At 66.2% G+C, this 26330-nt stretch carries 31 protein-coding genes and 1 pseudogene; 15 read left to right on the forward strand and 17 right to left on the reverse strand.

The genetic code is table 11. The features are described from left to right. Positions 1 to 7 precede the first annotated feature (7 nt). Entirely contained in the window at positions 8 to 841 is an 834-nt protein-coding gene (locus FFS62_RS13280; protein ID WP_137973274.1) for an undecaprenyl-diphosphate phosphatase, read from the reverse strand. A gap of 277 nt (positions 842 to 1118) precedes the next feature. On the opposite strand from FFS62_RS13280, the pseudogene FFS62_RS23655 reads away from it, so the two are divergent. The 3 genes and pseudogenes from FFS62_RS23655 to FFS62_RS13290 all read left to right on the forward strand — a co-directional run. Further along, positions 1119 to 1802 (forward strand): annotated as a pseudogene (locus tag FFS62_RS23655) (cache domain-containing protein); the annotation flags it as partial. 123 nt (positions 1803 to 1925) lie between these two features. Then, on the forward strand, positions 1926 to 2660 hold the full coding sequence (locus FFS62_RS23660) for a methyl-accepting chemotaxis protein (protein WP_371920128.1): 735 nt from the start codon (positions 1926 to 1928) through the stop codon (positions 2658 to 2660). Between the two features lie 7 nt (positions 2661 to 2667). After that, complete coding sequence (locus FFS62_RS13290) at positions 2668 to 3282, forward strand: hypothetical protein (RefSeq protein ID WP_137973276.1); 615 nt, start codon at positions 2668 to 2670, stop codon at positions 3280 to 3282. Positions 3283 to 3311: 29 nt separating this feature from the next. Here FFS62_RS13290 and FFS62_RS13295 read toward each other — a convergent pair whose 3' ends face one another. Further along, a complete protein-coding gene (locus FFS62_RS13295; RefSeq protein WP_137973277.1) occupies positions 3312 to 4592 on the reverse strand; it encodes a sigma-54 dependent transcriptional regulator in 1281 nt (426 codons plus the stop codon). 221 nt (positions 4593 to 4813) lie between these two features. Between FFS62_RS13295 and FFS62_RS13300 the strand changes: the two genes are divergently transcribed. Both FFS62_RS13300 and FFS62_RS13305 read left to right on the forward strand, forming a co-directional pair. Further along, the gene (locus FFS62_RS13300) at positions 4814 to 6694 is read left to right on the forward strand and encodes a di-heme-cytochrome C peroxidase (protein ID WP_137973278.1); all 1881 of its coding nucleotides are present in this window, start codon (positions 4814 to 4816) and stop codon (positions 6692 to 6694) included. Between the two features lie 12 nt (positions 6695 to 6706). Beyond that, positions 6707 to 7852 (forward strand): catalase family protein, encoded by a 1146-nt coding sequence (locus FFS62_RS13305; RefSeq protein ID WP_137973279.1) that lies wholly within the window; start codon positions 6707 to 6709, stop codon positions 7850 to 7852. Here the strand turns inward: FFS62_RS13305 and FFS62_RS13310 are convergent, their stop codons facing one another. The 6 genes from FFS62_RS13310 to aroC all read right to left on the reverse strand — a co-directional run bounded on the left by FFS62_RS13310 (position 7853) and on the right by aroC (position 12300). Beyond that, complete coding sequence (locus FFS62_RS13310; RefSeq protein WP_256662213.1) at positions 7853 to 8074, reverse strand: PLDc N-terminal domain-containing protein; 222 nt, start codon at positions 8072 to 8074, stop codon at positions 7853 to 7855. It abuts the gene before it with no gap. Positions 8075 to 8127: 53 nt separating this feature from the next. Further along, complete coding sequence (gene mtnC, locus FFS62_RS13315; RefSeq protein ID WP_137973280.1) at positions 8128 to 8814, reverse strand: acireductone synthase; 687 nt, start codon at positions 8812 to 8814, stop codon at positions 8128 to 8130. 3 nt (positions 8815 to 8817) lie between these two features. After that, the gene (locus FFS62_RS13320; protein WP_137973281.1) at positions 8818 to 9363 is read right to left on the reverse strand and encodes an acireductone dioxygenase; all 546 of its coding nucleotides are present in this window, start codon (positions 9361 to 9363) and stop codon (positions 8818 to 8820) included. A gap of 86 nt (positions 9364 to 9449) precedes the next feature. After that, a complete protein-coding gene (locus FFS62_RS13325; protein ID WP_137973282.1) occupies positions 9450 to 10061 on the reverse strand; it encodes a methylthioribulose 1-phosphate dehydratase in 612 nt (203 codons plus the stop codon). Further along, complete coding sequence (locus FFS62_RS13330) at positions 10058 to 11212, reverse strand: MFS transporter (protein ID WP_137973283.1); 1155 nt, start codon at positions 11210 to 11212, stop codon at positions 10058 to 10060. The genes FFS62_RS13325 and FFS62_RS13330 overlap by 4 nt, the downstream gene beginning before the upstream one ends. Continuing rightward, complete coding sequence (gene aroC, locus FFS62_RS13335; protein ID WP_137973284.1) at positions 11209 to 12300, reverse strand: chorismate synthase; 1092 nt, start codon at positions 12298 to 12300, stop codon at positions 11209 to 11211. The genes FFS62_RS13330 and aroC overlap by 4 nt, the downstream gene beginning before the upstream one ends. Positions 12301 to 12469: 169 nt before the next feature. On the opposite strand from aroC, the gene FFS62_RS13340 reads away from it, so the two are divergent. Continuing rightward, a complete protein-coding gene (locus FFS62_RS13340; RefSeq protein WP_137973285.1) occupies positions 12470 to 13252 on the forward strand; it encodes a hypothetical protein in 783 nt (260 codons plus the stop codon). 176 nt (positions 13253 to 13428) lie between these two features. Here the strand turns inward: FFS62_RS13340 and prmB are convergent, their stop codons facing one another. Further along, complete coding sequence (gene prmB, locus FFS62_RS13345) at positions 13429 to 14343, reverse strand: 50S ribosomal protein L3 N(5)-glutamine methyltransferase (RefSeq protein WP_137973286.1); 915 nt, start codon at positions 14341 to 14343, stop codon at positions 13429 to 13431. 192 nt (positions 14344 to 14535) lie between these two features. Between prmB and FFS62_RS13350 the strand changes: the two genes are divergently transcribed. The 3 genes from FFS62_RS13350 (at position 14536) to FFS62_RS13360 (ending at position 16134) form a co-directional block, all read left to right on the forward strand. Continuing rightward, a complete protein-coding gene (locus FFS62_RS13350; protein ID WP_137973287.1) occupies positions 14536 to 15129 on the forward strand; it encodes a cysteine hydrolase family protein in 594 nt (197 codons plus the stop codon). 79 nt (positions 15130 to 15208) lie between these two features. After that, positions 15209 to 15538 (forward strand): hypothetical protein, encoded by a 330-nt coding sequence (locus FFS62_RS13355; RefSeq protein WP_137973288.1) that lies wholly within the window; start codon positions 15209 to 15211, stop codon positions 15536 to 15538. Between the two features lie 35 nt (positions 15539 to 15573). Then, complete coding sequence (locus tag FFS62_RS13360) at positions 15574 to 16134, forward strand: Smr/MutS family protein (RefSeq protein WP_137973289.1); 561 nt, start codon at positions 15574 to 15576, stop codon at positions 16132 to 16134. On the opposite strand, the gene FFS62_RS13365 is transcribed toward FFS62_RS13360, so the two are convergent. Further along, on the reverse strand, positions 16131 to 16679 hold the full coding sequence (locus FFS62_RS13365) for a carboxymuconolactone decarboxylase family protein (RefSeq protein WP_137973290.1): 549 nt from the start codon (positions 16677 to 16679) through the stop codon (positions 16131 to 16133). The two genes, FFS62_RS13360 and FFS62_RS13365, sit on opposite strands and share 4 nt — an antisense overlap. Positions 16680 to 16759: 80 nt before the next feature. Between FFS62_RS13365 and FFS62_RS13370 the strand changes: the two genes are divergently transcribed. Both FFS62_RS13370 and folE read left to right on the forward strand, forming a co-directional pair. After that, positions 16760 to 17101 carry a helix-turn-helix domain-containing protein gene (locus tag FFS62_RS13370; RefSeq protein WP_137973291.1) on the forward strand — a complete coding sequence of 114 codons (342 nt, stop codon included), beginning with the start codon at positions 16760 to 16762 and terminating at the stop codon, positions 17099 to 17101. 85 nt (positions 17102 to 17186) lie between these two features. Further along, positions 17187 to 17735 (forward strand): GTP cyclohydrolase I FolE, encoded by a 549-nt coding sequence (folE, locus tag FFS62_RS13375; RefSeq protein WP_137973292.1) that lies wholly within the window; start codon positions 17187 to 17189, stop codon positions 17733 to 17735. A gap of 49 nt (positions 17736 to 17784) precedes the next feature. Here the strand turns inward: folE and FFS62_RS13380 are convergent, their stop codons facing one another. Next, positions 17785 to 18132 (reverse strand): GFA family protein, encoded by a 348-nt coding sequence (locus FFS62_RS13380; protein ID WP_137973293.1) that lies wholly within the window; start codon positions 18130 to 18132, stop codon positions 17785 to 17787. 168 nt (positions 18133 to 18300) lie between these two features. On the opposite strand from FFS62_RS13380, the gene FFS62_RS13385 reads away from it, so the two are divergent. Then, the gene (locus FFS62_RS13385) at positions 18301 to 18672 is read left to right on the forward strand and encodes a glutaredoxin domain-containing protein (protein ID WP_137973294.1); all 372 of its coding nucleotides are present in this window, start codon (positions 18301 to 18303) and stop codon (positions 18670 to 18672) included. 41 nt (positions 18673 to 18713) lie between these two features. Here the strand turns inward: FFS62_RS13385 and FFS62_RS13390 are convergent, their stop codons facing one another. Further along, positions 18714 to 19316 carry a glutathione S-transferase family protein gene (locus FFS62_RS13390; RefSeq protein WP_137973295.1) on the reverse strand — a complete coding sequence of 201 codons (603 nt, stop codon included), beginning with the start codon at positions 19314 to 19316 and terminating at the stop codon, positions 18714 to 18716. A 5-nt stretch (positions 19317 to 19321) separates the two neighbouring features. Beyond that, entirely contained in the window at positions 19322 to 20479 is a 1158-nt protein-coding gene (locus tag FFS62_RS13395; RefSeq protein WP_137973296.1) for a PLP-dependent aminotransferase family protein, read from the reverse strand. Between the two features lie 82 nt (positions 20480 to 20561). Between FFS62_RS13395 and FFS62_RS13400 the strand changes: the two genes are divergently transcribed. Beyond that, positions 20562 to 21014, forward strand: a complete 453-nt coding sequence (locus FFS62_RS13400; protein WP_137973297.1) for a MarR family winged helix-turn-helix transcriptional regulator — start codon at positions 20562 to 20564, stop codon at positions 21012 to 21014. On the opposite strand, the gene FFS62_RS13405 is transcribed toward FFS62_RS13400, so the two are convergent. Continuing rightward, positions 21015 to 21638: a hypothetical protein gene (locus tag FFS62_RS13405; RefSeq protein WP_137973298.1), complete on the reverse strand. Its 624-nt coding sequence runs from the start codon at positions 21636 to 21638 to the stop codon at positions 21015 to 21017. Positions 21639 to 21774: 136 nt separating this feature from the next. On the opposite strand from FFS62_RS13405, the gene FFS62_RS13410 reads away from it, so the two are divergent. Further along, entirely contained in the window at positions 21775 to 22389 is a 615-nt protein-coding gene (locus FFS62_RS13410) for a LysE family translocator (protein ID WP_137973299.1), read from the forward strand. Beyond that, positions 22389 to 23594, forward strand: a complete 1206-nt coding sequence (locus FFS62_RS13415; protein ID WP_137973300.1) for a benzoate/H(+) symporter BenE family transporter — start codon at positions 22389 to 22391, stop codon at positions 23592 to 23594. Before FFS62_RS13410 ends, FFS62_RS13415 begins: the two co-directional genes overlap by 1 nt. A 58-nt stretch (positions 23595 to 23652) precedes the next feature. Here FFS62_RS13415 and FFS62_RS13420 read toward each other — a convergent pair whose 3' ends face one another. From FFS62_RS13420 to pyrF, 3 genes are all read right to left on the reverse strand, one after another. Next, positions 23653 to 24549 carry a bile acid:sodium symporter family protein gene (locus FFS62_RS13420; protein ID WP_137973301.1) on the reverse strand — a complete coding sequence of 299 codons (897 nt, stop codon included), beginning with the start codon at positions 24547 to 24549 and terminating at the stop codon, positions 23653 to 23655. Between the two features lie 135 nt (positions 24550 to 24684). After that, positions 24685 to 25446 (reverse strand): SDR family oxidoreductase, encoded by a 762-nt coding sequence (locus FFS62_RS13425; RefSeq protein ID WP_137973302.1) that lies wholly within the window; start codon positions 25444 to 25446, stop codon positions 24685 to 24687. A gap of 152 nt (positions 25447 to 25598) precedes the next feature. After that, positions 25599 to 26294 carry an orotidine-5'-phosphate decarboxylase gene (gene pyrF, locus FFS62_RS13430; protein ID WP_137973303.1) on the reverse strand — a complete coding sequence of 232 codons (696 nt, stop codon included), beginning with the start codon at positions 26292 to 26294 and terminating at the stop codon, positions 25599 to 25601. Positions 26295 to 26330: the final 36 nt, after the last annotated feature.

The following is a 26330-nucleotide window of genomic DNA, read 5'->3' on the forward strand; positions in this document are numbered from 1 at the left end:
ATCGACCTCAGTGCGCCTGGGCGCTGCTCCAGTCGATCAGGCTGAACTGCCAGGTGGCCAGGATCAGCAGGCCGAAGCCGATGCGGTACCAGGCGAACAGCGCGTAGCTGTGGTTGGCGATGAACTTGAGCAGGCCGCGCACGGCGATCATGGCGAACACGAACGACACCACGAAGCCCAGGGCGAACACCGGCAGATCACCGGGCTGGAACAGGTCGCGATACTTGTAGCCGGAGTAGACGGCGGCACCGACCATGGTCGGCATCGCCAGGAAGAAGGAGAACTCGGTGGCGGCGCGGCGCGACAGGCCGAACAGCAGGCCGCCGATGATGGTGGAGGCCGAGCGCGAGGTGCCGGGGATCATCGCCAGGCACTGGGCGAAGCCGATCTTCAGGGCCTCCTTCCAGGTCATGTCGTCTACTTCTTCGACATGGACCTCGTGCTTGCGCTGCTCGGCCCACAGCATCACCACTCCGCCGATCACCAGGGCCGCGGCCACGGTGATGGGGTTGAACAGGTACTCGTGGATCAGATCGGCAAAGGCCACCCCGATCACCACGGCCGGCAGGAAGGCGATCAGCAGGTTGGCGGTGAAGCGCTGGGCCTCGCGCTGGCGCGGCACGTTGAACACGGTGATGAGGATCTTGCGGCGGTATTCCCACATCACCGCCAGGATCGCGCCGAGCTGGATGATGATGTTGAAGGCCATCGCCCGCTCGCCGCCGAAGCCGAGCAGGTCGGCGACGACGATCTGGTGGCCGGTACTGGAGATCGGCAGGAACTCGGTCAGCCCCTCCACGATGCCTAGAATCAGTACCTGCAGGGCTGTCCACAAATCCATGAATTACCTCGGGCTGGCCTTTTCGTCGCATCGGCCGATAACAGGGTTGGCGCCTGACGCGCAGGCAGAAAACGGCGGGCATGCTACCAGATAGCCCCTTGCCGCGCTGCCTGGCCAACGGTTAATGGCGCAGCTTCTAGACTGGCTATTAGCTAGCAGCAATAACAAGAAACCGGAGTCGTCTTCCATGAGCAGTCTGCGCACCCTCCCCATCAGCCGTCGCCTGTGGCTGATCCTGCTGTCGTCCATCGTCATGCTGCTGGTCCTGGCCGGGCTGATGCTGCAGCAGATCCACGTCGACCTGTACAAGGCCAAGGCCCTGAAGACCCGCCACGTGGTGGAAAGCGCCATGGGCGTGCTCAAGCATTTCCAGGGCCTGGAGAGCGGCGGTCTGGCCCGGGAAGAGGCGCAGAAGCAGGCGATGGAGGTGATCCGCGGCCTGCGCTATGACCAGGACGACTACTTCTGGATCAACGACATGACCCCGGTAATGGTCATGCACCCGACCAATCCCAAGCTGGAGGGGCAGAACCTATCCGGCCTGAAGGACCCGGACGGCAAGTACCTGTTCAACGAGATGGTCGCCCTGGCCAAGAAGAGCGGCTCCGGCCAGGTCGACTACCGCTGGCCCAAGCCGGGTTCGGACGAGCCGGTGCCGAAGATCTCCTACGTCGAGCTGTTCCAGCCCTGGGGCTGGATCCTCGGCTCCGGCATCTATGTCGATGACGTGCAGGCCGAGTTCCGCGAGCAGGCCCTGCGCGCCGTCGGCATCCTGGTGGTGATCGCCCTGCTGCTGGCGGCACTGGTCACCCTGATCGCCCGCAGCATCGCCCGGCCTTTGGACGAAGCGGTCAGCGCCATGGCCAACATCGCCAGCGGCGAGGCCGACCTGACCCGCAGCCTGGATAACCACGGTCGCGACGAACTGACCGCCCTGGGCGGCCACTTCAACGCCTTCACCGGCAAGCTGCGCGGAGTGATCGGCGAATCGCTGCAGGCCGCCGGCAGCCTGAATCAGGCCTCGCAGTCCCTCGGCGAGATCGCCGGCAACGCCCAGCAGCACAGCCAGCAGCAGTCGCAGCAGATGGAACTGGTGGCCACCGCGATCAACGAGGTGTCCTATGCCGTGCAGGACGTGGCGAAGAACGCCGAGCACGCCGCCAGCGAGGTGCGCCTGGCCGAGCAGCAGGCGCTGCAGGGCCAGCAGAACATCGACGGCAGCCTGCGCCAGATCGACCAGCTGTCGGCGACCATCGACCAGGCCGTGCAGGTGATGCAGAACCTGGCCCAGGAAAGCACCCAGATCGGCAGCGTGCTGGAGGTGATCCGCTCCATCGCCGAGCAGACCAATCTGCTGGCGCTCAACGCGGCCATCGAGGCGGCCCGTGCCGGCGAGCAGGGCCGCGGCTTTGCCGTGGTGGCCGACGAAGTGCGCATGCTGGCCCAGCGCACCCAGCAGTCCACGGCGGAGATCCAGGGCATGATCGAACGCCTGCAGGGCAACTCCGAGGCGGCGGTCAAGGTCATCAACGCCAGCAGCCAGGCCTCGCAGCAGACCGTCGAACAGGCGCGCCAGGCCGGCGAGAGCCTCAGCCAGATCGCCGCTTCGCTACGCAATCTGACGGGCTTGAATGCTTCGATCGCCAGTGCCACCCTGCAACAGTCGCATGTGGTGGACGATATCAACCACAATGTCACCCAGGCAGCCACGCTGGCGCATGAAAATGCCCTGGCGGCCGATCACTCCAGTGAGGCCAGCCGCCACCTCGGCGAACTGGCCGGGCAGCTGAATCGTTTGTTGGGTCAATTCCGTGTATGAGGTGGCGATGAGCAGTATGGAGCACCAAGAGGTCAACCTCGGCCAGCAGCAGAACCAGGACCTGATCTGGGACCTGGACAGCATCGCTCGCCGCGAGCTGGCCGAGCGCTTCATCAAGCTGTTCGAGAACCGCCTGTGCGTGTACTCCGAGTCGACCCGCCAGCTGTACACCAACTACAACCTGCACTTCCCCACCGACTACGGGCGCAAGATGGTGGTGCTGCCCAACCCCTACGCCTTCCATGACACCCTGCACGGCATCGACCCGCTGGCAGTGCGCAAGACTGGCCTCTGCGTGCTGCCCGGCGTGGTACTGGGCAAGCCCGGCCTGCTGCTGACCACGCAGATGAAGGATGGCGGTCCGGCGCCCAAGACCATGCCGTTCAAGCAGGCCCTGGCGCAGATCATCAGCAACCAGAAGAAGATCAACGACGTCTTCCTGCCGATCCTGATGAAGGGCGACCTGCGCGAATTCGACCAGAAGATGCCCTACATCCACCTGCATCGCCTGCAGGTACAGAAGCTCACTCGCCTGTCGTCCTTCGAGCGCGACGACATCCAGCAGAGCATCACCCGCAAGCTGCTGGCGCTTTACCGGCAGTCCGACAGCCTCGGCTGCTGATCCCCAGACACCGGCAAATCCCGCGCAACTCAGCGCATCTGGTGCTTGTGCAGTAGCCGATAGAAGGTCGGCCGCGAGATACCCAGCACCTTGGCCGCGTGGCTCATGTTGCCGGCATGGCGCAACAGCACGTCATGCAAGGCCTGACGCTCGGCCCGGCGAATGTAGTCGGCCAGGCTGCTGAACAGCCCCTCCGTGCCCTCACCGGCGACCAGTCCCAGGTCCTCGGCATCGATCTGCCGCTGCTCGGTCAGCACCGTGCCACGGCGCACCCGGGTGGCCAGCTCGCGCACGTTGCCGGGCCAGTCGTGGTCGGCCAGGGCGCGAATGGCCTGATCGCTGAAGCTGCGCGGGCGGCGGCCGACCTCCACCGCGTAGCGCCGGGCGAAGTAGCCAGCCAGGCAGGAAATGTCCTCGCGCCGCTCGCGCAGCGGCGTGGTGCGCACCTGCAGCGCGCTGAGCAGGTAATAGAGGTCTTCGCGGAAGGCGCCGCGCGCCACGGCCGCCTCCAGATCGAAGCGGCTGGTGGCCAGCACCCGCACATTCAGCGGCACCGCCTGGCCGCCCCGCTCCACCCGCATCTCCTGTAGCACGCGCAGCAGTCGCGCCTGCAGGCGCAGGGGCAGTTCGCTGACTTCGTCGAACACCAGGGTGCCGCCGTCGGCCTGTTCGATCAGTCCCGGCGTGCGCTCCCAGCCGAACAGCTCCTGCTCGTCCAGCACGCCGCTGCAGGCATAGATCAGCACCCCAGCGGCCCGCAGGGACAGGCGATGCAGGGTGTGCGCCACCAGCTCCTTGCCGCTGCCGCTCTCGCCGCGGATCAGCACCGGCGCACTCAGCGGCGCCAGCTTGGCCAGCAGATGGCGCAGTTCGGCAACGCTGCGGCTGTTGCCCAGCAGCTCGTGTTGCCCGGCATCGCCGGCGGCGACCTTGCCACGCAGGCGCGCCATGCCGAAGGCGCGCCCCAGGGCCACGCCGACCCGCTCCAGGTCGAACGGCAGGGTGTGATAGTCGAAGAACCACTCGCCGATGAAATTGCCGGCGTCGGGCATCTGCAGGGTTTCGGGGCTGAGCACGGCGATCCATTCGGTGCCGCTGAGGCTGATCAGGCGCTTCAGGTACTGGGGGTTGTCCAGATGCTCCGGCGCCAGGCGCACCAGTCCAACGTCGCAGGCCTGGTCCTGGGCATCCGCCAGGCTGCAGCTCTGCACCTGCCAGCCGCCGGCCCGCAGTTGCGGCAGCAAACGCTCGCATTCGACACAGGGATCGACGACCAAAAGGCGCCGGGGCGTAGCGACCTGGGTTCGCACTCTACCAATCCTTGGCGCCAATTTTTTGAAATATCCAGGTAAAACAATCGCTTGGCGCAGATAATTAAACCCTAGCAAGCGAATCGGGAGCTTCTAGGAACGTTTCTCTATAAAAACGGCAGAGAGTTGCGCACCTTTCCAAGTGTTATGGCCGCTTGCCATCGTCCCTGCGTATTGGCATAAACGTACCCAATAAAAAATCACACACGGATGTTGATGACATGCGATTGCTGCGCCGCGCCCTGATCGTCGTCCTGTTGCTCGCCCTCGCCGCCCTCGCGGTCGTCCTCTACTACATCGCCCGACCCAACCTGCCGGTGTTCGACAAGCCGGAGCAGGTCAACTACCTCGGCCAGTGGGACGAGCAGGCGCGCCAGACCTATTACTACACGCCCCAGGGCACCACGGTTAAGGGACTGCGCTACGAGTGGTTCACCGCGCTGGAGCTGCCCTTCTCCCAGGACAAGTTCGCCAACCCCGACTACCTGGCCCGCTTCGGCTTCCTCACCGACCCACGCCAGCAGCCCAGCGAACTCAACCCTGGCAACCTGCCGGTAGGCTTCGCCCGCCACCCGGACGACGAGACTGGCATCCAGTACCTCGACATCACCTGCGCCGCCTGCCACACCGGCGAGCTGCGCTACAAGGGCCAGGCCGTGCGCATCGACGGCGGCGCCGCCCTGCATTCCCTGGCTTCCACCGTGCCCACCCTCAGGGGCGGCAGCTTCGGCCAGGCGCTGGGCATGAGCATGGCCTTCACCTACTACAACCCGATCAAGTTCAAGCGCTTCGCCAAGACGGTGCTGGGCGATAACTACGACAGGGACAAGGGCCAGCTGCGCGACGACTTCAAGGCCGTGCTCGACCGCCTGCTCGGCACCGCGATGAACGACTGGCACCGCGGTCTCTACCCCACCGAGGAAGGCTTCGGCCGCACCGATGCCTTCGGCCGCATCGCCAACAGCGTGTTCGGCGACGCCATCGACGAGAGCAACTACCGGGTCGCCAACGCCCCGGTCAGCTACCCGCAGGTGTGGGATATCTGGAAGTTCGACTGGGTGCAGTGGAACGGCTCGGCCATGCAGCCGATGGCGCGCAACATCGGCGAGGCGCTCGGCGTCGGCGCCACCCTGCACCTGTTCGACGAGAATGGCAGCAAGCTGCCGGAGAGCCAGCGCTACCCCTCCAGCGTGCGCCTGCGTGACCTCTACACCCTGGAAGAGACCCTCAAGCAGCTCAAACCGCCGACCTGGCCGGAAGAGATCTTCGGCAAGGTCGACCTGGAGCTGGCCAGCCAGGGCCGCGCCCTGTTCGCCGAGAACTGCGCGTACTGCCACGCCCCCGACCCGGTGCCGCGGGACCAGCGCCTGGCGCCGGCGCGCGATCCGGAATGGCACCTGCGCATCGTGCCGACCCGCATCGTCGGCACCGATCCGACCACCGCCGACAACATCGCCGACCACCGCTTCGACATCAGCAAGCTGGGCTGGCAGAAGGCCGAGCTGGCCAAGCTCGATGTCAAGCTGTTCGGCGCCAGCCTGGACGAGGTCGACTTCGCCAGCATCTCCAGCGCCAAGGGCCTGGCCTACGTCACCGCCTACGTGGAAGACCGTGCCTACCGCGATGCCGGCATACAACCACGCGAACGCTGGCGCATGGACGGCTACGGCCTGGCCATCGGCGTGCAGGAGAAACGTGGCTACAAGGCCCGTCCACTGCACGGCATCTGGGCCACCCCGCCGTTCCTGCACAACGGCTCGGTGCCCAGCCTGTTCCAGGTGCTGTCCCCGGTGGCCGAGCGCGACACCAGCTTCTGGGTCGGCAGCTTCGAGTACGACCCCAAGCGCGCCGGCTTCCTCACCGGCAAGTTCGACGGCGGCTTCCTGTTCGACACCAGCGTCACCGGCAATGGCAACCGCGGCCACGAGTTCCGCGACGGTTGCCGCAACGAGGGCGTGATCGGCCGCTTCCTCGAGCCGGAGGAACGCTTCGCCCTGATCGAATACCTCAAGGTGATGGGCGATGAGCGCCTGGAAAGCCAGCTCAAACCCGCCGAGAGCCGCCCCTGGACTCCCGGTCCCAGCTGCCAGAACAACAACTAAAGGAAAGCCACCATGCTCAAACGCTTCTGGCTCTGGCTCGGTCGCCTGCTCGGCCGTCTGCTGCTGATTCTCATCGTTATCGGCGCTCTCGGCTGGGGCCTGGGTGCCGCCTACTACGCCTGGAAATTCTCCGGCCCGGTATCGGCCGAAGAAGAGATTCCCAAGGACGAGGCGGCCCTGACCCAGGGCATCATCGAAGACGCCATCCGCATCGTCGAACAGCACCGCGACAACACCCGGGTGCTACGCGACGCTCACGCCAAGGCCCACGGCTGTGTGAAGGCGCAGTTCACCGTGCTGCCGAGTCTCGACCAGAGCCTGCGCCACGGCGTGCTGGCCGAGCCGGGCAAGACCTGGCAGGCCTGGATGCGCCTGTCCAACGGCAACGCCTACCCGCAGTTCGACAGCGCCCGCGACGCCCGCGGCATGGCGATCAAGCTGCTCGACGTGCCCGGCGACAAGCTGCTGAGCAGCAAGGCCACGGCCGGCAACCAGGACTTCGTGATGTTCAACCATCCGGTGTTCTTCGTGCGCGACGTGGCCGAGTACAAGCAGAACTTCGCCGCCCAGGCCAGCGGTCAGAAGATCCAGGCATTCTTCCCCAGCCTCGACCCGCGCACCTGGGAGATCCGCCACCTGATCATCGCCCTGAAGACCCTGGCGCCGGCACCGGACAGCCCGGTGGCCGCCACCTACAACTCCATCGCCCCCTTCAAGCTCGGCCCGCACAACATCAAGTACCGGGTGATCCCCGATCCTGCGAGCTGCCCAGTCTACGAGCTGCCGGAGCAGAACACCGACCTGCCCAACTTCCTGCGCAACGCCCTGTATCAGCAGCTCTCGCTGGACCGGGTGCCGGCCTGCTTCGCCCTGCAGGTGCAGCGGCAGAACGCCAATTACTACATGCCCATCGAGGACACCAGCGTGGAGTGGAGCGAGGACATCTCGCCCTTCGAGACGGTGGCGACGATCAAGGTGCCGGCCCAGGACTTCGACAGCCGCGACAAGAACCTCGCCTGCGACAACCTCTCCTTCAACCCCTGGCACGCGCTGCCCGAGCATCGCCCGATCGGTGGCATCAACCGCCTGCGCAAGGCGGTGTACGAGGCCGTCAGCGTGTACCGCCACCAGCGCAACGACGCCCAGCAGGCACACTGATCAACGCGGTGCGCCGCGCGCCCGGCGCGGCCCCATGACCAGCCAGTTGAACAGCCCGAGCAGCGGGAACAGCACCAGCAGCGCCAGCCACAGCAGCTTCTGCGAGCGCCGGCTGGCGCTGCCCTGCACATGCCACAGGGCCCAGATCGTCAGCAGCAGATAGAGCAGCGCCGGCACGCCGTAGAACAGCCAGTCCGGCAGGCGCATCAGGGGTTCGAACATCGGCAATCTCCCGGCAGCGGTTCCCTGTTAGGGTCGCGCCGCCGGGCCGGGGTTCAACCCAAACGGTCGAGGTCGATCACCGCGAAGCTGGCCACCGTGTCGTGGCCCGCCAGCCAGCCGCCATCACGAGCCAGGCCGACCGTCTGCATGCCCGCCTGCTGGGCGGCGTCCAGCTCCTGGACGATATCCGAGAGGAACAGGATTTCCTCGCCCGGCAGGCCGATGGCCGCGGCGATGCAGCGATAGGACTCGGCCTCGCGCTTGGGGCCGCTGGTGGTGTCGAAGTAGCCGCTGAACAGTCCGCTCAGGTCGCCGGCCTCGGAACAGCCGAAGATCAGCTTCTGCGCCTGCACCGAACCGGAGGAGTACACGTACAGGGCATAGCCCTCCTCGTGCCAGCGCTTGAGCGCCTCCACCGCATCCGGGTAGACGTGGCCCTTGAGCTGCCCGGCCGCATAGCCCTGCTGCCAGATCATGCCCTGCAGCGCCTTGAGCGGCGTGGCCTTGCGGTCCTCGGCGATCCACTGCAGGAGGATCTCGATCACCCGGATCAGGTCCGCCTCGGTCTCGCCGCTCTGCGCGCGCACGGCGTCCAGCTGCAGCGCCACCTCGGCCTCGCCGGCATGCTCGATGACGAACTGCGGCAGGTGCTCGGCGGCAAAGGGAAACAGCACGTCATAGACGAAGCTCACCGCGCTGGTGGTGCCTTCGATATCGGTGAGTATGGCTTTGATCGGCATGGCTCAGTCTTCCAAGCGCGGGAAGCGGCCGGCGATATCGTCGCCGGTGAAGTTGGCCACCCAGCCTTCCGGGTTGTTGAACAGGCGGATGGCCACGAAGTGCGGGAACTCGCCCATGTCGAACCAGTGGCGAGTGCCGGCCGGCACCGAGATAAGGTCGTTCTTCTCACAGAGCACGGCGTACACGTAGTCGTCGATATGCAGGGTGAACAGGCCGCGCCCGGCGACGAAGAAACGCACTTCGTCCTCGCCGTGGCGGTGCTCGTCGAGGAACTTGGCGCGCAGCTCGTCCTTCTGCGGGTGGTCCTTGTTCAGGCTGACCACGTCGACGGTGACGTAGCCGCGCTCGCTCATCAGCTTGTCGATCTGCGGGCGGTAGGCGGCAATCACCTCCTCCTGGCCGGCGCCGGGCTGGATCGGCGCACTGGCCTGCCAGCGCTCGAAGTGCACGCCGACTTCGGCGAGCGTGGCGGCGATGTCGTCGAGGTGGGTCAGCACCTTGTTCGGTACGTCGGGGCTGGATTGGTGATAGACGGTCAGGCTGCTCATCGGCGGCGTCCTCGCGGGTGGGTCGCTCAGCTCGTGCTGTGGCTGGATTCTTTATGTGCAGAGTACGCCGGGCGTACCCCGGGTATTCAACGTTGCAGCGCGCGCACCTTCAGCTCGCACTCGAACAGGAACTCGAAGGCCTCGACCTGGCGCAGGCAGTCGGCCATGGTCGCGCCCCAGGTGTACAGACCGTGGCCGCGGATCAGGTAGCCGACGCAGTCGGGGCGCTCGTCCAGCCAGGGCTGCACCTTGCTGGCCAGGCGGGCGATGTCCTGATCGTTGTCGAAGATCGGCACCAGCACCTGGCTCTCGTGGGTGCTGACACCGCTGAAGGCCTTCTGCAATTCGTAGTCGGCGAACACCAGGGAATCGGCCAGGGTCAGGCGCGACAGCACGGTGGCGTTGACCGAATGGGTGTGCAGCACGGCGCCAATCTCGGGCTTCCAGCGGTACAGCTGGGTGTGCAGCAGAGTCTCGGCCGAGGGCTTCTTGCCCGGCTCCAGGCTGTTGCCGTCGAGGTCGGTAGCCAGCACGTCGTCCTCGCCCAGCTCGCCCTTGTGCTTGCCGGAGACGGTCAGCAGCGCCTGGTCGGTCGCCAGACGCGCCGAGTAGTTGCTGCTGGTGGCCGGCGACCAGCCGCGGCCGTACAGGAAGCGCCCGGCCTCGATGATCTGGCGGGTCAGTTGTTCACGGTTCATGCCCGCTCCTCATGCAAACGGATGGCAATGATAAAGGCCGCAGCCAGGGCGACCAAGCTGGCGATGGCGAAGGTCCAGCTCGGGCCGAGACCGACCCAGCTGTAGCCGGCGTACAGCGCACCCAGGGCGCCACCGGTGCCGGCCAGAGCTGCATACAGCGCCTGGCCCTGGCCCTGTTGGTTGGGTCCGAAACTGCGCTGGACGAAATGGATGGCCGCAGCATGGAAGCTGCCGAAGGTGGCGGCGTGCAGCAACTGGGCGAACAGCAGCACGCCCAGGTGGTCGGCCAGGTTGCCCAGCAACAACCAGCGCAGCGACGCCAGCAGGAAGCTGGCCGCCAGCACCCAGCGCACCGAGAAGCGCGTGAGGATACGCGCCATGAACAGGAACAGCACGATCTCCGCCACCACGCCCAGTGCCCACATCTGACCGATGAAGCCACGCTCGTAGCCGAGCTGTTCCAGGTGCAGGGTCAGGAAGGTGTAGTAAGGGCCGTGCGACAGCTGCATCAGGCCCACGCAGAGGAAGAACGCCGGCACGCCCGGGCGCAGCAGCTGAGCGAGGAAACCGCCCTCGCCACCCTGCCCGGTCCGTGCCTGCGGCAGCGCATTGGGCACCCACAGGGTGCCGACCAGGATGCCGGCGAGGATCAGCACCACCATAGCCGGGAACAGCCCCGGGCTGGAATGCTCGAACAGCCAGCCGAGGCCGATCACCGCGACGATGAAGCCGATCGAGCCCCACAGGCGGATCTCCGAATAGCGCGCGGTCTGCTCCTGCAGGTGGGCCAGGGTGATCACCTCGAACTGCGGCAGCACCGCGTGCCAGAAGAAGGCGTGCAGCGCCATGACCAAGGCCAGCCAGGCGAAGCTCTGGTCGACGAAGATCAAAGCGAAGCTGAGCAGCGTGCACAGCGCGCCGAAGCGCACGATGCGCAGGCGCTGGCCGCTGCGGTCGCCGAGCCAGCCCCACAGGTTGGGCGCCAGGCAGCGCATCAGCATGGGGATGGCCACCAGCTCGCCGATGCGCGCCGGCGAAAAACCCAGGTGCTGGAAGTACAACGGCAGAAAGGGCGCCGAGGCGCCCAGCATGGAGAAGTAGAAGAAGTAGAACGCGGACAGCCGCCAGTACGGCAGCGGTTGCGCCGTCACAGCTGCGGCAGTACCGGAGTGTTGACCTGCACGCCGGCGTTCTGCGCGCGGTGGCGCAGCAGGTGGTCGAGCAGCACGATGGCCATCATCGCCTCGGCGATCGGTGTGGCGCGGATGCCCACGCAGGGGTCGTGGCGGCCCTTGGTGATCACGTCCACCGGGTTGCCATCGACGTCTATGGAGCGGCCCGGAGTGGTGATGCTGGAGGTTGGCTTCAGCGCCAGGTGGGCGACGATCGGCTGGCCGCTGGAAATGCCGCCGAGGATGCCGCCGGCGTTGTTGCTGAGGAAGCCTTGCGGGGTCAGCTCGTCGCGGTGCTCGGTGCCACGCTGGGCCACCGAGGCGAAGCCGGCGCCGATTTCCACGCCCTTGACCGCGTTGATACTCATCAGCGCATGGGCCAGGTCGGCGTCCAGGCGGTCGAAGATAGGCTCGCCCAGGCCCGGCATCACGCCTTCGGCGACCACGGTGATCTTGGCGCCCACGGAATCCTGGTCACGGCGCAGCTGGTCCATGTAGGCCTCGAGCTCCGGCACCTTGTCCGGGTCGGGGCTGAAGAAGGCGTTCTGCTCGACGCTGTCCCAGGTCTTGAACGGAATCTCGATCGGGCCGAGCTGGCTCATGTAGCCACGCACCTGGATGCCCAAGCCGGTCAGTACCTTCTTGGCCACGGCGCCGGCGGCGACGCGCATGGCGGTCTCGCGGGCCGAGCTGCGGCCGCCGCCACGGTAGTCGCGAATGCCGTACTTGTGGTGGTAGGTGTAGTCGGCGTGGGCCGGGCGGAACAGGTCCTTGATCGCCGAGTAGTCCTTGGACTTCTGGTCGGTGTTGCGGATCAGCAGGCCGATCGGGCAGCCGGTGGTCTTGCCCTCGAACACCCCGGAGAGGATTTCGACTTCGTCGTCTTCCTGGCGCTGGGTGGTATGGCGGCTGGTGCCCGGCTTGCGGCGGTCGAGGTCGCGCTGCAGGTCTTCCAGAGACAGCTCGATGCCCGGCGGGCAACCGTCGACGATGGCGACCAGGGCCGGGCCATGGCTCTCGCCAGCGGTGGTGACGGTGAACAGCTTGCCGTAGGTGTTGCCGGACATGCAGGGCGCTCCGCGAAATCTGCCTCGAACAAAGGTCGGCGAGTATACCCCCGGCGCCCGGTCAGTTCACCTGCGAAACGGGCGTGATCCGGGCAAATGGCAGTTGGCCAGCCTGCAGTTGCGCCGAAAGTTGCCGATAATGCCTGTACGCATGCCCAAGGACGCCGCGATGAGCGATACCGACGCCCAGCAACCCGAAGAACAGGCCGAACAGACTCCGCAGCCCCATCCCTGGGAAGGGCTGGAGGCGGAGCATTTCCAGTTGCTGCGCCTGGCGCCACTGCCGACCGACCGCAGCACGGGCCTGCGCCCTCTGCGTTTCGTGCGGTTCGGCCGCGCCGAGCGCCACAACAACGAGCAGAGCCTGCTGCGCCTCTCGGTGGATATTCCCGGCCAGCGCCTGCGCCGCGAGCAGAACCTGCTGGAGGTATGGGTCGACCACCGCAGCCGCGAGGTGCGCTTCGGCGCCGACAAGGGCCTGCAGATCGAGCCGCAGAACCGTGGCCTGGGGCGCTTCCTGCTGGCCCAGGGCATCGTCTGGGCACGCCAGCGCTGGGGCAGCTACACGGTCGAGGGCGGCGCCCTGGCAGTGAAGGACATCCTCAGCGAGGACGCCCGCCTGCGCCGCGACCATTTCTTGCGTGTCCAGGGTTTCGAGGTGAGCTACCAGGACCTGGCCCAGGTCAAGGCCAGCTACGCCGCCAGCCGGGTCAGCGTACTCAACCCGGAGTGGAACCAGGAGCGGGTGCAGATCATCGACCTGCTCGACTGCGGCGCCATGCTGCAGCAGGCCGACCACAACCTGCACGAGCAGCAGGTGAAGATCAGCAAGCTGGAGCGACGTATCGACGTGTTCAAGCGCGAAGACAGCGGTCTGCGCTTCACCATCGCCTGTCTGGTGGCGCTGGCGTTGTTCCAGGCCGGCCTGCTGATCTGGATCGCCACCCGCTGAGCCGCGGAGATTTGGGCGCATCGTAGGGCGGCCTCGCTCGCGAAGCGAGCAGCCCGCCAAAGGCTACTCGATGCCCCGCATTCTGTAACCCGGATGCATCCGAGCAACGCAGGCAACTCCATTCCCGGACTGCATCCGGGCTACCTAGCTACCATTGCGGGCAGCCCACCCTAGCCTCAGCCCTTGGCCCGCGAGCGAAACAGCTTCTGGTACTCGCGGCACTGGGCGGCGGCCAGCAGGAACACGCCGTGACCGCCCTGCTCGAACTCCAGCCAGGTGAAGTCGATCTCCGGGTACAGCGCCTCGACGTGCACCTGGCTGTTGCCCACTTCGACGATCAACAGGCCCTTCTCGGTCAGGTGGTCGGCGGCCTCGGCCAGCATGCGTCGCACCAGATCCAGGCCGTCGTCGCCGCAGGCCAGACCCAACTCCGGCTCATGCTGGTACTCGGCCGGCATGTCGGCGAAATCCTCGGCATCTACGTAGGGCGGGTTGGACACGATCAGGTCGAAGCGCTGCCCCGGCAGCCCGGCGAAGCCGTCGCCCTGCACGGTGTAGACCCGCTCTTCCAGCTCATGCCGCTCGATATTGTGGTTGGCCACTTCCAGCGCGTCGAAGGACAGATCGCCCAGCACCACTTCGGCGTCGGGGAAGGCATAGGCGCAGGCGATGCCGATGCAGCCGGAGCCGGTGCACAGGTCGAGGATGCGCGCCGGCGTGGCCGGCAGCCAGGGCGCGAACTGGTTGGAGATCAGTTCGGCGATGGGCGAGCGCGGCACCAGCACGCGCTCGTCGACCAGAAACGGCAGGCCGCAGAACCAGGCTTCACCCAGCAGGTAGGCGGTGGGTACACGCTCCTCGACGCGCCGGCGAATCAGCTCCAGCAGATGCTGTTGCTCGTCTTCCTCCAGTCGGCAATCCAGGTAGCTATCGGCGATCTCGAACGGCAGATGCAGAGCGCCCAGCACCAGTTGGCGGGCATCGTCCCAGGCGTTGTCGGTGCCGTGGCCGAAGAACAGCCCGGCCTCATGGAAGCGGCTGACGGCCCAGCGGATATGGTCGCGCACGGTGCGCAGGCGGGATGGGGACACGGTTCTGACCTCGAAAAGCGGTGCGCGATTCTAACAGGCTGTGACAAAACTGCCCCGCCCTGCGCAAGGCCAGACAAAGCGCGCCCTGGGCCACGTCAAAAGGTCATACGCGAGCCGTCGATGCGCACTAAAGGTTCACAGATCGCGCTGGCGAGCAGAGAATAGACACATCGCCGCCACAGGAGCCCTCCCATGTCCGATCCGAAAACCCTGTTCCAACTGCTCGGACGCGGTTATGCCCCGGCCATTCTTGGCAAGGCCACCCTGCTGGTGATCGACGCCCAGGAGGAGTACCGCAGCGGCACCCTGCAACTGCCGGACGTGGAACCTGCCATCGCGGAAATCGCCACCCTGCTGGGTGCCGCCCGCAACCTCGGCGCGCCGGTGCTGCATGTGCGCCATCTGGGTATTCCCGGCGGCCTGCTCGACCCGCAAGGCCCGCGCGGCCGTTTCATCGAGGGCCTGGCGCCACAGGCCGGTGAGCCGGTGGTGGAGAAACGCCTGCCCAATGCCTTCGCCGGTACCGACCTGCACGAGCGTCTGCAGCAGCTCGGCCATCTGGACCTGATCATCTGCGGTTTCATGACCCACTCCAGCGTCAGCACGACCGTGCGCGCGGCGAAGGACTATGGTTACCGCTGCACCTTGGTGGACGCCGCCTGCGCCACCCGCGACCTGCCCTACGACGGCGAACTGATTCCGGCGCGCGCCCTGCACCGCATGACTCTGGCGGCCCTGGCCGACAACTATGCGATGGTGGTGCCACAAGCCCGCGCACTGATCTGACCGGGCAGAACGACTTCTCGGCCGGAACCCAGGCGGGCAGGACCGGTCATAGCGCCGATACTCCAAGAGGAAAATCGGGATGAAGTTGTCTGAAGATGGATTTGATGCCCGCCGCCTGCGTCCCCGCGGCACATCCGGCTGGCGCTGGCGTTGCCTCGCCGCACTGGCCGCCCTGTTCGCCGCCTTCGGCGTGATGCTGAGCATGGCCGGCGCGGCCACCCTGCTCGGCCGCCCCCCTGCCCTCGGCCCGTTGAACGACAGCATCGGCGCGGCCATTGTCCTGCTGCTGTTCGGCCTGTTCCTGCTGTGGGGCGGCATCAATGTCTGGCGCCGCTGCCGTCGGCGCATGCGCCGCAGTCACGGCGACGAGCTGAGCCTGTCGCCACGTCTGCTGAAAAAGCGCGGCTGAAGCCGGTAAACTGGCCTCATCCGTGGAGGCCTTTCATGCAAGACGACGATTTTTCCCTGTTCCAGTCCGCCGTGCGCGGGGTCAAGCCGATCAGCCATGACCGCGCCGATACCGGCAAGCCCAAGGCCGATCGCCAGCGCATCAGCACCTTGCGTCAGGCGGCGACGGTGAAGACCGACCAGGTCAAGGTGGATGGCCTGTCCGACCAGTTCGTCATCGACGTCAGCGCCGAAGACGAACTCTACTGGGCCCGCGACGGCGTGCAGGACGGCCAGATGCGCAAGCTCAAGGCCGGTCAGGTGTCCTTCGAGGGCAGCCTGGACCTGCACGGCATGAGTGTGGAGCGAGCGCGCGAGACCCTGTGGAGCTTCTTCGACGAGGCCGCGCGCATGGAAGTGCGCTGCGTGCGTATTACCCATGGCAAGGCGGCACGCACCGACGGCAAGCGGCCGATGATCAAGAGTCACGTCAACACTTGGCTGCGCCAGCACCCGCAGGTGCTGGGCTTCACCTCCTGCATCGCCAAGCATGGCGGCACCGGCGCGGTGTATGTGCTGCTCAAGCGCACCATGCTCGACGGCCGCGACGAAGACTAGGCGGTGAAACGCGGCGCATGGCCCTCCAGCTCCACCCGCAGGCCGTTCACCACGAAAGACACCGCGTGATAGAAGCCGACCAGCAGCAGACACTCGATCAGCTGTGCATCGCTGAAGTGCGTGCCCAGCCGTTGCCACAGTTCATCGCCGACCGTGGAACTGGCGTGCAGGCTGTCCGCCAGCTCCAGCAGGGCCTGATCCGCCTGGCTCCACAGGGCCGGATCGATGCGCCCGCTGCAGGTATCGGCGATCTGCTCGGCGCTGAAGCCGGCCTTGCCGGCGAAGCCCACCACATGCACGCCCCATTCGTATTCAGCACCGCACAGCGCGGTGGCGCGCAGAATCAGCAGTTCACGCTCGCGCAATTCGATGCTGCCACGATCCAGCAGGCCGCCGGCGAGCATGCGCTGCAGCACGCGTGGGTTGTGGGCCATGCTGCGGAACAGCTTGAGCGGTGGCATGCCAGGCGGCATGACCCGGTCGAAGGCCGCCTGGATGTCATCGGCATAGGGCGGCTGCAAGGGTTGTACGCGGGATTGGCTCATTGCTCGATCTCCTGTCATGCTACGGAATAAGTAGCAAGCAGAACCTATCACCGCTACTAAAAAAGAAGCAAGGAGTTTGCATGAGCTTTCCCCAACCCGGCGATCCGGTCCGCGGCTCGGCCAGCGGCAAGCCGATCATGGCGCTGCTCGACCTGCTTGGCCGCCGCTGGACCCTGCGCGTGTTGTGGGAGTTGCATCAGACGCCAGCCAGCTTCCGCGAGCTGCAGGCACGCTGCGAAGGCGTCTCGCCGTCGGTGCTGAACACCCGCCTGGGCGAGCTGCGCGAGGCCCAGCTGCTGGAGAACGGCGAGCGCGGCTACCAGCTTTCCAGCCTCGGCCTGGAGCTGGTGCAGCGCTGCCTGCCGCTGGCGGTATGGGCCGAAGGCTGGGCCGCGCAACTGCCAGCGCGGCCGGAAAAGTAGCCCAATGTGGCGCACTCCGCCCTTGCCAGCGCACTTGCTGCGCCCTACCCTGCGCCCCTGAGCATTACCACCCACAGGAAGACCCATGTCCCTGGAACAGCACTACACCGCGATTCTCGGCCAACTCGGCGAGGACGTATCCCGTGAAGGCCTGCTCGACACCCCGAAGCGCGCCGCCAAAGCCATGCAGTACCTCTGCCGCGGCTATGAGCAGACCCTCGAGGAAGTCACCAACGGCGCCCTGTTCAGCTCCGACAACAGCGAAATGGTGCTGGTGAAGAACATCGAGCTGTATTCGCTGTGCGAACACCACCTGCTGCCCTTCATCGGCAAGGCCCACGTGGCCTACATTCCCAGCGGCAAGGTGCTGGGCCTGTCCAAGGTGGCGCGCATCGTCGACATGTACGCCCGCCGCCTGCAGATCCAGGAAAACCTCAGCCGGCAGATCGCCGAGGCCATCCAGCAGGTCACCGGCGCCCTCGGCGTTGCCGTGGTCATCGAGGCGCAGCACATGTGCATGATGATGCGCGGCGTGGAGAAGCAGAACTCCTCCATGGTCACCTCGGTGATGCTCGGCGAGTTCCGCGAAAACGCCGCCACCCGCAGCGAGTTCCTCAGCCTGATCAAGAGCTGAGCAACGTCGCGGTGAACGAAGCCGGCCTTGCGCCGGCTTTTTTCATGCCTCAGTGATCACGCCCGTTCCACGGCACGATCTTGAACGGCGACAGATCGACATCATCCAGGCAGCGCGCATTGACTGCCGCCATCAGTCGCCCATCCGGCCCCGGCGCCTCGCTGAACGGTGAGCAACCGCAGACGTCGCAGAAATGGTGGGCGATCTTGCGGGTGTTGAAGCGGTAGGTCGGCAGCTCGCCTTCCGGCGACTTCAGCTGCAGCTGCTCACGTCCGACGAACCACAGCAGCCCGCCACGCTTGCTGCACAGCGAGCAGTTGCACTCGGTCAGGCTGTCGATCTCGCCGCGCACGCTAAAGCTGATCTTGCCGCAGTGGCAACTCCCCTGGTGGCTCATGGCCGGCACTCCTGTGCGGTTTGGACAGGACTGCAAGCTAGTTCGCCACCACCCGGCTCGCCAGCGCCAGCCGAGAAAATCGCCGGCGAAGCGATATCCGGCGCTGCCAAGGCCGGGCAACTCGGGTACCCTGCCGCCCCTTTTCTCCGCTACCAGGAATGACCGGCGATGCTTATCAAGGCACTGCGGATCGGCCTCGGCCAGATCATCATCTTTCTCGACTTCATCACCCGCCCACGCAAGCTCAAGCGCAGCCCGCAGGAACAGGCCCGGGTCGAGAGCGCAGCCGCTGGCCTGGCGCTGTATCAGTTCCGCGCCTGCCCGTTCTGCGTGAAGACGCGCCGCACCCTGCACCGCCTGAACGTGCCGGTGGCGCTGCGCGATGCGAAGAATGACGCCGTGCGCCGTCAGGAGTTGTTGGAGCAGGGGGGCAAGCTGCAGGTGCCCTGCCTGCGCATCGAGGAGTCGGGCGAAGTGCGCTGGCTGTATGAATCCAAGGCCATCGGTGCCTACCTGGACGAGCGCTTCGCCGCCCAGTGATGGCTGGGACGGGCAGTCGCTGCCCGCCCCTCACTCGCTCGTCAGCCGAACATGCTCACATGCTGGGGATGGCTGGCGACGCGGTCGAGCCAGGCGTTGATCGCCGGGTAGGCGGCCAGGTCGAAGCCGCCCTCGTCGGCCACATGGGTGTAGGCATACAGGGCGATGTCGGCCAGGGTGTACTGCTCGCCCACCAGGTACGGCGTGCGCTGCAGCTGCTGTTCCATCACCTTGAACGCCTTGTGGCCACCCTTGTGGCACTGCTCGTACTCGGCGCGGCGCGCCTCCGGCAGGCCCAGGTACAGCTGGATGAAACGCGCCACCGCCACATAGGGCTCATGGCTGTACTGCTCGAAGAACTGCCACTGCAGCATCTGCGTGCGCAGGCGCGGCTCGGTGGGGATGAAGGCGCTGCCATCGGCCAGGAAGTTGAGGATGGCGTTGGACTCCCAGAGGAAGGTGCCATCCTCCAGCTCCAGTACCGGGATCTTGCCATTGGGGTTCTTGGCCAGGAATTCCGCGGTCTGGGTCTCGCCCTTGAGGATGTCGATCGGCAGCCACTGGTACTGGTGGCCGAGCAGATTGAGCATCAGCTTGACCTTGTAGCAGTTGCCGGAACGGTAATCGCCGTAGACCTTGAGCATGACTACTAACCTCCCTGGGCTTCACGAACGACGGCCGCCAGGCGGCGCAGGCCTTCGCCCAGCTTCTCCGGCGGTACATGGCTGAAGTTGAGTCGCAGATGCCCGGGGTTGGCATCCGGCTCGGTGAAGAACGGCTCGCCGGGCATGAACGCCACGTTCTGCGCCATGGCCGGCTGCAGCAACGTGCGGGTATCCAGCTTGTTGTTCAGGGTCAGCCAGAAGAACAGGCCGCCTTGCGGCACCTGCCAGGTGGCCAGGTCGCCGAAATGCTCTTCCAGCGCCAGCTGCATGGCGTCGCGGCGTACGCGGTAGAAATCGCGCAGCTCGGCCAGGTGGACCTGGTACTTGTCGGTACCGATCCACTGCAGCGCCTGCCACTGGCCGATGCGATTGGTGTGCAGGTCGGCCGCCTGCTTCAGGCGCAGCAAGTGCGGGAACAGGTCCGGACTGGCGATCAGGAAACCGACGCGCAGGCCCGGCAGCAGGGTCTTGGACACGGTACCGGTGTAGATCCAGCTGGTGCGCTGCAGGCGGCTGACAATGGGCGTGGCGCTGCCGGCATCGAACACCAGCTCGCGGTACGGCTCGTCCTCGATCAGGGTGACGTTGAACTCGTCGAGCAGCGCCGCCACGGCGTCGCGCTTGGCCTCGCTATAGCGCACGGCAGACGGGTTCTGGAAGGTCGGGATCAGGTAGGCGAAGGCCGGCTTGTGCTGCTGCAGGCGCTCGCGCAGGGCCTCCAGCTCCGGGCCGTCGGCTTCCTGCGGCACGGTGATGCAGTCGGCACCGAACAGCTGGAAGGATTGCAGTGCGGCCAGGTAGGTCGGCGCTTCCACCAGGATTTCGGTACCCGGATCGATGAACAGCTTGCTGGCCAGGTCCAGGGTCTGCTGCGAGCCGCAGACGATCAGCACCTGGCTGGCATCGCACTTCACCCCCAGCTTGTTGGCTTCGGCGGCGATGGCCTCGCGCAGCGCCGGCTCGCCCTCGCTCATGCCGTACTGGCCGATGGAGGTCGGCATCTCGCTCCAGTCCACCTTCGGCAGCATCGGTTCGGCCGGCAGGCCACCGGCGAAGGACATCACTTCCGGACGTTGCGCCGCAGCGAGGATTTCACGGATCAGGGAGCTTTTCAGGCGGGCAACGCGTTCGGAGAAGGCCATGGGAGTCACCGGTAGCACAGGCAGGATAAATTGGGTCAAACTGTTTGACCGAAACTACGACGGCCAGGACGGATACGTCAATATGCTTGACCTGAAAAAGCCGAGTTCCCAACAAGCCGCCATGGAAGCCTTCTTCTTCGGCTACCAGGCCTTCACCGCCAAGCCCGACGAGATGCTGGCGCGCCGCGGCCTGTCGCGCGTGCATCACCGCATCCTGTTCTTCATCGCTCGCCACCCCGGGCTGAGCGTGAAGGAGCTGCTTGGCTACCTCGGCGTGACCAAGCAGGCGCTGAATACGCCGCTGCGGCAGCTGCAGGAAATGTCGATGGTGGAGAGCGTGGCCGCCAGCGACGACAAGCGCAAACGCCAGCTCGGCCTCACCGTCGAGGGCGCCAAGCTGGAGCAGGCGCTGCGCCACGAGCAGTCGCGGCTGCTGGCGAAAGTATTCAAGGAAGCCGGCGAGCCAGCCGTACAGGCTTGGCTGGCAATCAACCAGGCCCTGGGCAAGGCCCGCCAGGCAGGCGGCGAGGACTGATCAGGCCGCCTGGCTGCCTTCGAGCTCCTTGGCGCCGTGGAAGAACACCAGCGCCGAGGCGACCATGGCTGCCAGCATCGGCAATATGCCGATCACCAGCAGAATCACCGAGGCCACCAGCACGCCGCTGGCCACGTTGAGCCAGGCCAGAGTACGCAACACGGGATAAGCGTTCTCCACCTTGAGCAGCACGATGCCCAGCCACAGGATGACCAGGCCGAGCACTGCCAGGCCGCCGAAGTAGATGAACGAAGGCACGCTGAACTCCGCCAGCGCAGTGTCACCCCAGTACAGCTGTGCCAGCTCCAGCGCCACACTGAGTACCACGCTCAGCCACACCGGCCAGTCTAGGCCACGCGCATCGAAGCGGGCCTCGAGAAAGGCCTTGAGGCGCAACACCAGGTAGGAACCGAGCAGGGTCGCCGCCACGCTCAGCCAATCCCCCATCGTCGCCAGGCTCTCGACGAAGGCCAGGCCGACCACCACCAGTGTGGCAACCAGGTAGACCAGGTTAAGCCAGCCGAGCACCCGCAGCTGTCCGGGGCTCCAGCCCGAAAGCTGCTGCGGCGCCTGCGCATCGATCAGCTCCACCGTGGGGGCGGCATAAGGATTGTTCGGGTCCATGGCAATTTCCTTAGTAATGGAACAGTCTCCTTCGCCCGAACAGCCATTCAAAACTGTACCGACGATTGTCGGTGCCGCTGTATCGCGACGCCCGGGCGGGCTGCGCATAGGCTGCCAGCATCCACGGAGAACTGCCATGACCCCGGAACTGCTGATCGCCTTCATCCTCTTCGCCTCCGTCACCTCGGTGACTCCCGGCCCCAACAACATGATGCTGCTCGCCTCCGGGGTGAACTTCGGCGTGCGCCGCAGCGTGCCGCACATGCTCGGCATCAGCCTCGGCTTCATGGTGCTGGTGGCGGCCGTGGGCCTGGGTCTGGGCCAGCTGTTCGAACAGTTCCCGCCGCTGTACACCGCGCTGCGTTACGCCGGCGCCGCCTACCTACTGTACCTGGCCTGGAAGATCGCTGGCTCCGGCGCGCCGGATGCAAGCGGCAAGGCCGCCGGCAAGCCGTTCACCTTCCTTCAGGCTGCCGCCTTCCAGTGGGTCAATCCCAAGGCCTGGATCATGGCCATCGGCGCCATCACCACCTATACCCCGCAGGACGGCTTTCTGGTCAACGTGCTGCTGATCGCCGCGCTGTTCGCCCTGGTCAATTGCCCCAGCGTCGGCCTGTGGACGGTGGCCGGCAGCCTGCTGCGCCGCTGGCTGGACAAGCCGCGCGTGCTGCGCGCCTTCAACATCGGCATGGCCTTGCTGCTGGTGGCCTCGCTCTACCCTATCCTGATCGACGTCAAGGGAACCTTCTGATGAGCAACGTCACGGAAGCCATGGATACCTCGCGTCGCCTGCGCCCCCTCGCCGACTCCGCTCCCTCCGCCGTGGTGGCCGGCTTCGTCTCGGCGCTCACCGGCTACACCAGCTCGCTGGTGCTGATGTTCCAGGCCGGCCAGGCTGCCGGGCTCAGCGCCGCGCAGATTTCCTCCTGGCTATGGGCACTGTCGATCGGCATGGCCATCTGCACCATCGCCCTGTCGCTGCGCTACCGCACGCCCGTCGTGGTCGCCTGGTCGACGCCGGGCGCGGCCCTGCTGATCACCAGCATGCCCGGCGTGAGCTATCCGGAAGCCATCGGTGCCTTCGTGGTCTGCGCCGTGCTGCTCAGCCTGGTCGGCCTGTCCGGCGCCTTCGAACGGGTCATGCGCTACCTGCCCGGCTCGCTGGCGGCGGCCTTGCTGGCCGGCATCCTGTTCCGCATCGGCAGCGAGATCTTCGTCGCCGCGCAGACCAGCACCGCACTGGTGCTGGCGATGTTCTTCACCTTCCTGCTCGGCAAACGCCTGGCGCCGCGCTACGCGGTGCTCGCCGCACTGCTGGTCGGCGGGGTGATGGCCGCTGCATTGGGCATGCTGGACTTCAGCCAGCTCAAGCTGGAAGTGGCGGTACCGGTGTGGACCACGCCGAGCTTCTCCTTCGGCGCGGCCATCAGCATCGGCCTGCCGCTGTTCGTGGTGGCCATGGCCTCGCAGAACATCCCCGGCCTGGCCGTGCTGCGCGCCGACGGCTACGACGTGCCGCCCTCGCCGCTGATCGCCACCACCGGCATCGCCTCGCTGCTGCTGGCGCCCTTCGGCTCCCACGGCATCAACCTGGCCGCCATCAGCGCCGCCATCTGCACCGGCGCAGAAGCCCACGAGGACAAGCGCAAGCGCTACACCGCTGCCCTGTGGAACGGGGTGTTCTGCGGCATCGCCGGGATCTTCGCCGCCACCCTGGCCGCGCTGTTCACCACCCTGCCCAGCGCCCTGATCCTGTCCATCGCGGCGCTGGCCCTGCTCGGCTCCATCGGCAACGGCCTGGCCCAGGCCATGAATGAGCCGGCCGAGCGCGACGCCGCACTGATCACCTTCATGATCACCGCCTCGGGCATGAGCCTGCTGGGCATCGGTTCGGCCTTCTGGGGCCTGGTCGGCGGCGCCGTCACCCTGCTGATCCTCAACTGGCGCAAGCGCTGAGCCGCGGCAGAAACGAAAAAGCCCGGGCAAGTCCCGGGCTTTTTCATGCGGCAGCGGATCAGACCGTCTGGACTTCCTCGGCCGTCAGCTCTTTGCCATGGGCGAAGTTGACCCACCAGCCGAAGGCAGCGGCGGTGAAGAACATGATGAAGCTGTAGATCGCCGCCGGTACGGCCATGGTGGCGTTGTTCAGCAGCATCGGGCTCAGCGCCAGGGCAATCGCCAGGGTGCCGTTGTGGATGCCGATCTCCATGCCGATGGCCACCGCCTGACGGCGCGGCAGCTTCATCAGGCGCGGCACGCCGTAGCCGACGGCCAGGCTGATCAGGTTGAACAGCAGCGCGGCCAGGCCAACCACCGGGGCATAGTCCACCACCGTCTGCCAATCCTTGACGAAGGCCAGCACGATCACCAGCAGCAGGAACAGCGCGGAGATGATCTTCACCGGCTTCTCCATGGCGTTGGCGAAGCCCGGCGCCAGCTTGCGGATGACCATGCCGATGGCCACCGGGCCGAGGACGATGGCGAACACCTGCACCACCTTGGCGAACTGCAGCGGAATGGCCTGGTCGCCTTCCATGAAGTGGGCCAGCGACAGATTGACGATGAAGGGCATGGTCAGGATCGCCACCACCGAGTTCACCGCGGTCAGCGTCACGTTCAGCGCCACGTCACCGTGGGCCAGGTGGCTGTAGAGGTTGGCCGAGGTACCACCGGGCGAGGCGGCCAGCAGCATCAGGCCCACGGCCAGCGCCGGAGCCAGGCCGAAGCCCTTGGCGATCAGGAAGCACACCAGCGGCAACAGGAGCAGCTGGCAGCCGAGGCCGATCAGTACGGGTTTGGGGAATTTCACCACCCGGGCGAAGTCCGCCAGGGTCAGCGACAACCCCAGGCCGAGCATGATGATGCCCAAGGCGATGGGGAGGAAGGTGGTGGTCAAGGCACTTGCTGTCATTGTTATTGTTCTCCAGAACGAACTAGCCCTGCGATTCTTGACGAGCCGGCCAGGCCTTGTAACTGGCTTTTTAAGCCAAAGGCCGGGGATGTCGTTACAGAATGCAAAAAGGGCGCCTCGCGGCGCCCTTTCTGATCAGATCGCGGTAGCCCCGCCATCCACGGCCAGTGAGTGGCCGGTGGTGAAGGCCGCTGCATCGCTGCACAGGTAGAGCACCGCCGCGGCGATTTCCTCGACCTTGCCGATACGCCCGACCGGGTGCATGCCGGCGACGAACTCGGCCTTCTTCGGGTCGGATTCGGCGGCGCGGCGCCACATATCCGTGTCGATCACCGCCGGGCACACCGCGTTGACGCGGATTTTCTTCTTGCCGTACTCGACGGCAGCGGATTTGGTCAGGCCGATCACCGCGTGCTTGGAGGCGGCGTAGATGCTCATCTTCGGTGCGGCGCCGAGGCCGGCGACCGAGGCGGTGTTGACGATGGCGCCGCCACCCTGGGCCAGCAGCAGCGGCAGCTGATGCTTCATGCACAGCCACACGCCCTTGACGTTGACGCCCATGATGGCGTCGAACTCGGCCTCGTCGCCGTCGGCCAGCTTGCCCTTCTCGATCTCGATGCCGGCGTTGTTGAAGGCGTAGTCGAGGCGACCGAAGCTGGCGATCACCTGTTCCATCAGCGCCTTGACCTCGGCATCGCGGGTCACGTCGCAACGCACGAACACAGCCTCGCCGCCGGCATCGCGGATCAGCTGCACGGTGCCTTCACCGCCGCTCACGTCGACGTCGGACACCACCACCTGCAGGCCCTCGGCCGCGAAGGCCTGGGCGGTGGCGCGGCCGATACCGGCGGCACCGCCGGTCACCAGGGCTACGTTGCCGGAGAAGGTCATGCTCATTTCTGCATCCTCGCAGGAGTTGAAGTGAGCGGAGTCTAGCCAGCGCCGGCGACGGCGAGCAGCACTATCAGGGGGCGATGTGCCGGATCATCCAAAGGAATGATGAAGGCCCCGGGCCTCCCATCACTCCTTTGGATACAACTCGGGCGGGCTCAGCCCAGCTCGGCGACGATATCGGCGAGGGCCCTGGCCGGGTCGGCGGCCTGGCTGATCGGCCGGCCGATCACCAGGAAGTCGGAGCCGGCAGCCATGGCCTTGGCCGGAGTGAGAATGCGGCGCTGATCGTCGGCAGCGCTGCCGGCCGGACGGATGCCCGGGGTGACCAGCTGCAGGGCCGGCTGTGCGATCTTCAGCGCCGGTGCTTCCTGGGCGGAGCACACCAGGCCATCCAGGCGCGCCTCGGCGGCCAAAGCGGCCAGGCGCAGCACCTGCTCCTGGGGCGCAACGTCCAGGCCAATGCCGGCCAGGTCCGATTGTTCCATGCTGGTCAGCACGGTCACGCCGATCAGCAGCGGCTTGGCGCCGGCCAGCTTGTCCAGCTCCTCGCGGCACGCCGCCATCATGCGCAGGCCGCCCGAGCAGTGCACGTTGACCATCCACACGCCCATCTCAGCCGCGGCCTTGACCGCCATCGCCGTGGTGTTGGGAATGTCGTGGAATTTCAGATCGAGAAACACCTCGAAGCCCTTGGCCTGCAGGGCCTCGACCACCGCCGGACCGCTGCGGGTGAACAGCTCCTTGCCGACCTTGACCCGGCACAGCTTGGGGTCCAGGCGCTCGGCCAGGGCCAGGGCGGCGTCACGGGAGGGGAAGTCGAGGGCAACGATGATCGGGGTCTGGCAGGACATGGCGGGCTCGCAGGAATCGAAAACCGCGGCATTGTA

Source organism: Pseudomonas sp. F(2018) (assembly GCF_005508865.1).
Classification (GTDB): domain Bacteria; phylum Pseudomonadota; class Gammaproteobacteria; order Pseudomonadales; family Pseudomonadaceae; genus Aquipseudomonas.

Bases quoted from the DNA above. Each gene is read 5' to 3' on its own strand.
- FFS62_RS13280 (WP_137973274.1), bottom strand. From the start codon at position 841: ATGGATTTGTGGACAGCCCTGCAGGTACTGATTCTAGGCATCGTGGAG.
- FFS62_RS23660 (WP_371920128.1), top strand. From the start codon at position 1,926: ATGGAACTGGTGGCCACCGCGATCAACGAGGTGTCCTATGCCGTGCAG.
- FFS62_RS13290 (WP_137973276.1), top strand. From the start codon at position 2,668: ATGAGCAGTATGGAGCACCAAGAGGTCAACCTCGGCCAGCAGCAGAAC.
- FFS62_RS13300 (WP_137973278.1), top strand. From the start codon at position 4,814: ATGCGATTGCTGCGCCGCGCCCTGATCGTCGTCCTGTTGCTCGCCCTC.
- FFS62_RS13305 (WP_137973279.1), top strand. From the start codon at position 6,707: ATGCTCAAACGCTTCTGGCTCTGGCTCGGTCGCCTGCTCGGCCGTCTG.
- FFS62_RS13310 (WP_256662213.1), bottom strand. From the start codon at position 8,074: ATGTTCGAACCCCTGATGCGCCTGCCGGACTGGCTGTTCTACGGCGTG.
- mtnC (WP_137973280.1), bottom strand. From the start codon at position 8,814: ATGCCGATCAAAGCCATACTCACCGATATCGAAGGCACCACCAGCGCG.
- FFS62_RS13320 (WP_137973281.1), bottom strand. From the start codon at position 9,363: ATGAGCAGCCTGACCGTCTATCACCAATCCAGCCCCGACGTACCGAAC.
- FFS62_RS13325 (WP_137973282.1), bottom strand. From the start codon at position 10,061: ATGAACCGTGAACAACTGACCCGCCAGATCATCGAGGCCGGGCGCTTC.
- aroC (WP_137973284.1), bottom strand. From the start codon at position 12,300: ATGTCCGGCAACACCTACGGCAAGCTGTTCACCGTCACCACCGCTGGC.
- FFS62_RS13340 (WP_137973285.1), top strand. From the start codon at position 12,470: ATGAGCGATACCGACGCCCAGCAACCCGAAGAACAGGCCGAACAGACT.
- FFS62_RS13350 (WP_137973287.1), top strand. From the start codon at position 14,536: ATGTCCGATCCGAAAACCCTGTTCCAACTGCTCGGACGCGGTTATGCC.
- FFS62_RS13355 (WP_137973288.1), top strand. From the start codon at position 15,209: ATGAAGTTGTCTGAAGATGGATTTGATGCCCGCCGCCTGCGTCCCCGC.
- FFS62_RS13360 (WP_137973289.1), top strand. From the start codon at position 15,574: ATGCAAGACGACGATTTTTCCCTGTTCCAGTCCGCCGTGCGCGGGGTC.
- FFS62_RS13365 (WP_137973290.1), bottom strand. From the start codon at position 16,679: ATGAGCCAATCCCGCGTACAACCCTTGCAGCCGCCCTATGCCGATGAC.
- FFS62_RS13370 (WP_137973291.1), top strand. From the start codon at position 16,760: ATGAGCTTTCCCCAACCCGGCGATCCGGTCCGCGGCTCGGCCAGCGGC.
- folE (WP_137973292.1), top strand. From the start codon at position 17,187: ATGTCCCTGGAACAGCACTACACCGCGATTCTCGGCCAACTCGGCGAG.
- FFS62_RS13380 (WP_137973293.1), bottom strand. From the start codon at position 18,132: ATGAGCCACCAGGGGAGTTGCCACTGCGGCAAGATCAGCTTTAGCGTG.
- FFS62_RS13385 (WP_137973294.1), top strand. From the start codon at position 18,301: ATGCTTATCAAGGCACTGCGGATCGGCCTCGGCCAGATCATCATCTTT.
- FFS62_RS13390 (WP_137973295.1), bottom strand. From the start codon at position 19,316: ATGCTCAAGGTCTACGGCGATTACCGTTCCGGCAACTGCTACAAGGTC.
- FFS62_RS13395 (WP_137973296.1), bottom strand. From the start codon at position 20,479: ATGGCCTTCTCCGAACGCGTTGCCCGCCTGAAAAGCTCCCTGATCCGT.
- FFS62_RS13400 (WP_137973297.1), top strand. From the start codon at position 20,562: ATGCTTGACCTGAAAAAGCCGAGTTCCCAACAAGCCGCCATGGAAGCC.
- FFS62_RS13405 (WP_137973298.1), bottom strand. From the start codon at position 21,638: ATGGACCCGAACAATCCTTATGCCGCCCCCACGGTGGAGCTGATCGAT.
- FFS62_RS13410 (WP_137973299.1), top strand. From the start codon at position 21,775: ATGACCCCGGAACTGCTGATCGCCTTCATCCTCTTCGCCTCCGTCACC.
- FFS62_RS13415 (WP_137973300.1), top strand. From the start codon at position 22,389: ATGAGCAACGTCACGGAAGCCATGGATACCTCGCGTCGCCTGCGCCCC.
- FFS62_RS13420 (WP_137973301.1), bottom strand. From the start codon at position 24,549: ATGACAGCAAGTGCCTTGACCACCACCTTCCTCCCCATCGCCTTGGGC.
- FFS62_RS13425 (WP_137973302.1), bottom strand. From the start codon at position 25,446: ATGAGCATGACCTTCTCCGGCAACGTAGCCCTGGTGACCGGCGGTGCC.
- pyrF (WP_137973303.1), bottom strand. From the start codon at position 26,294: ATGTCCTGCCAGACCCCGATCATCGTTGCCCTCGACTTCCCCTCCCGT.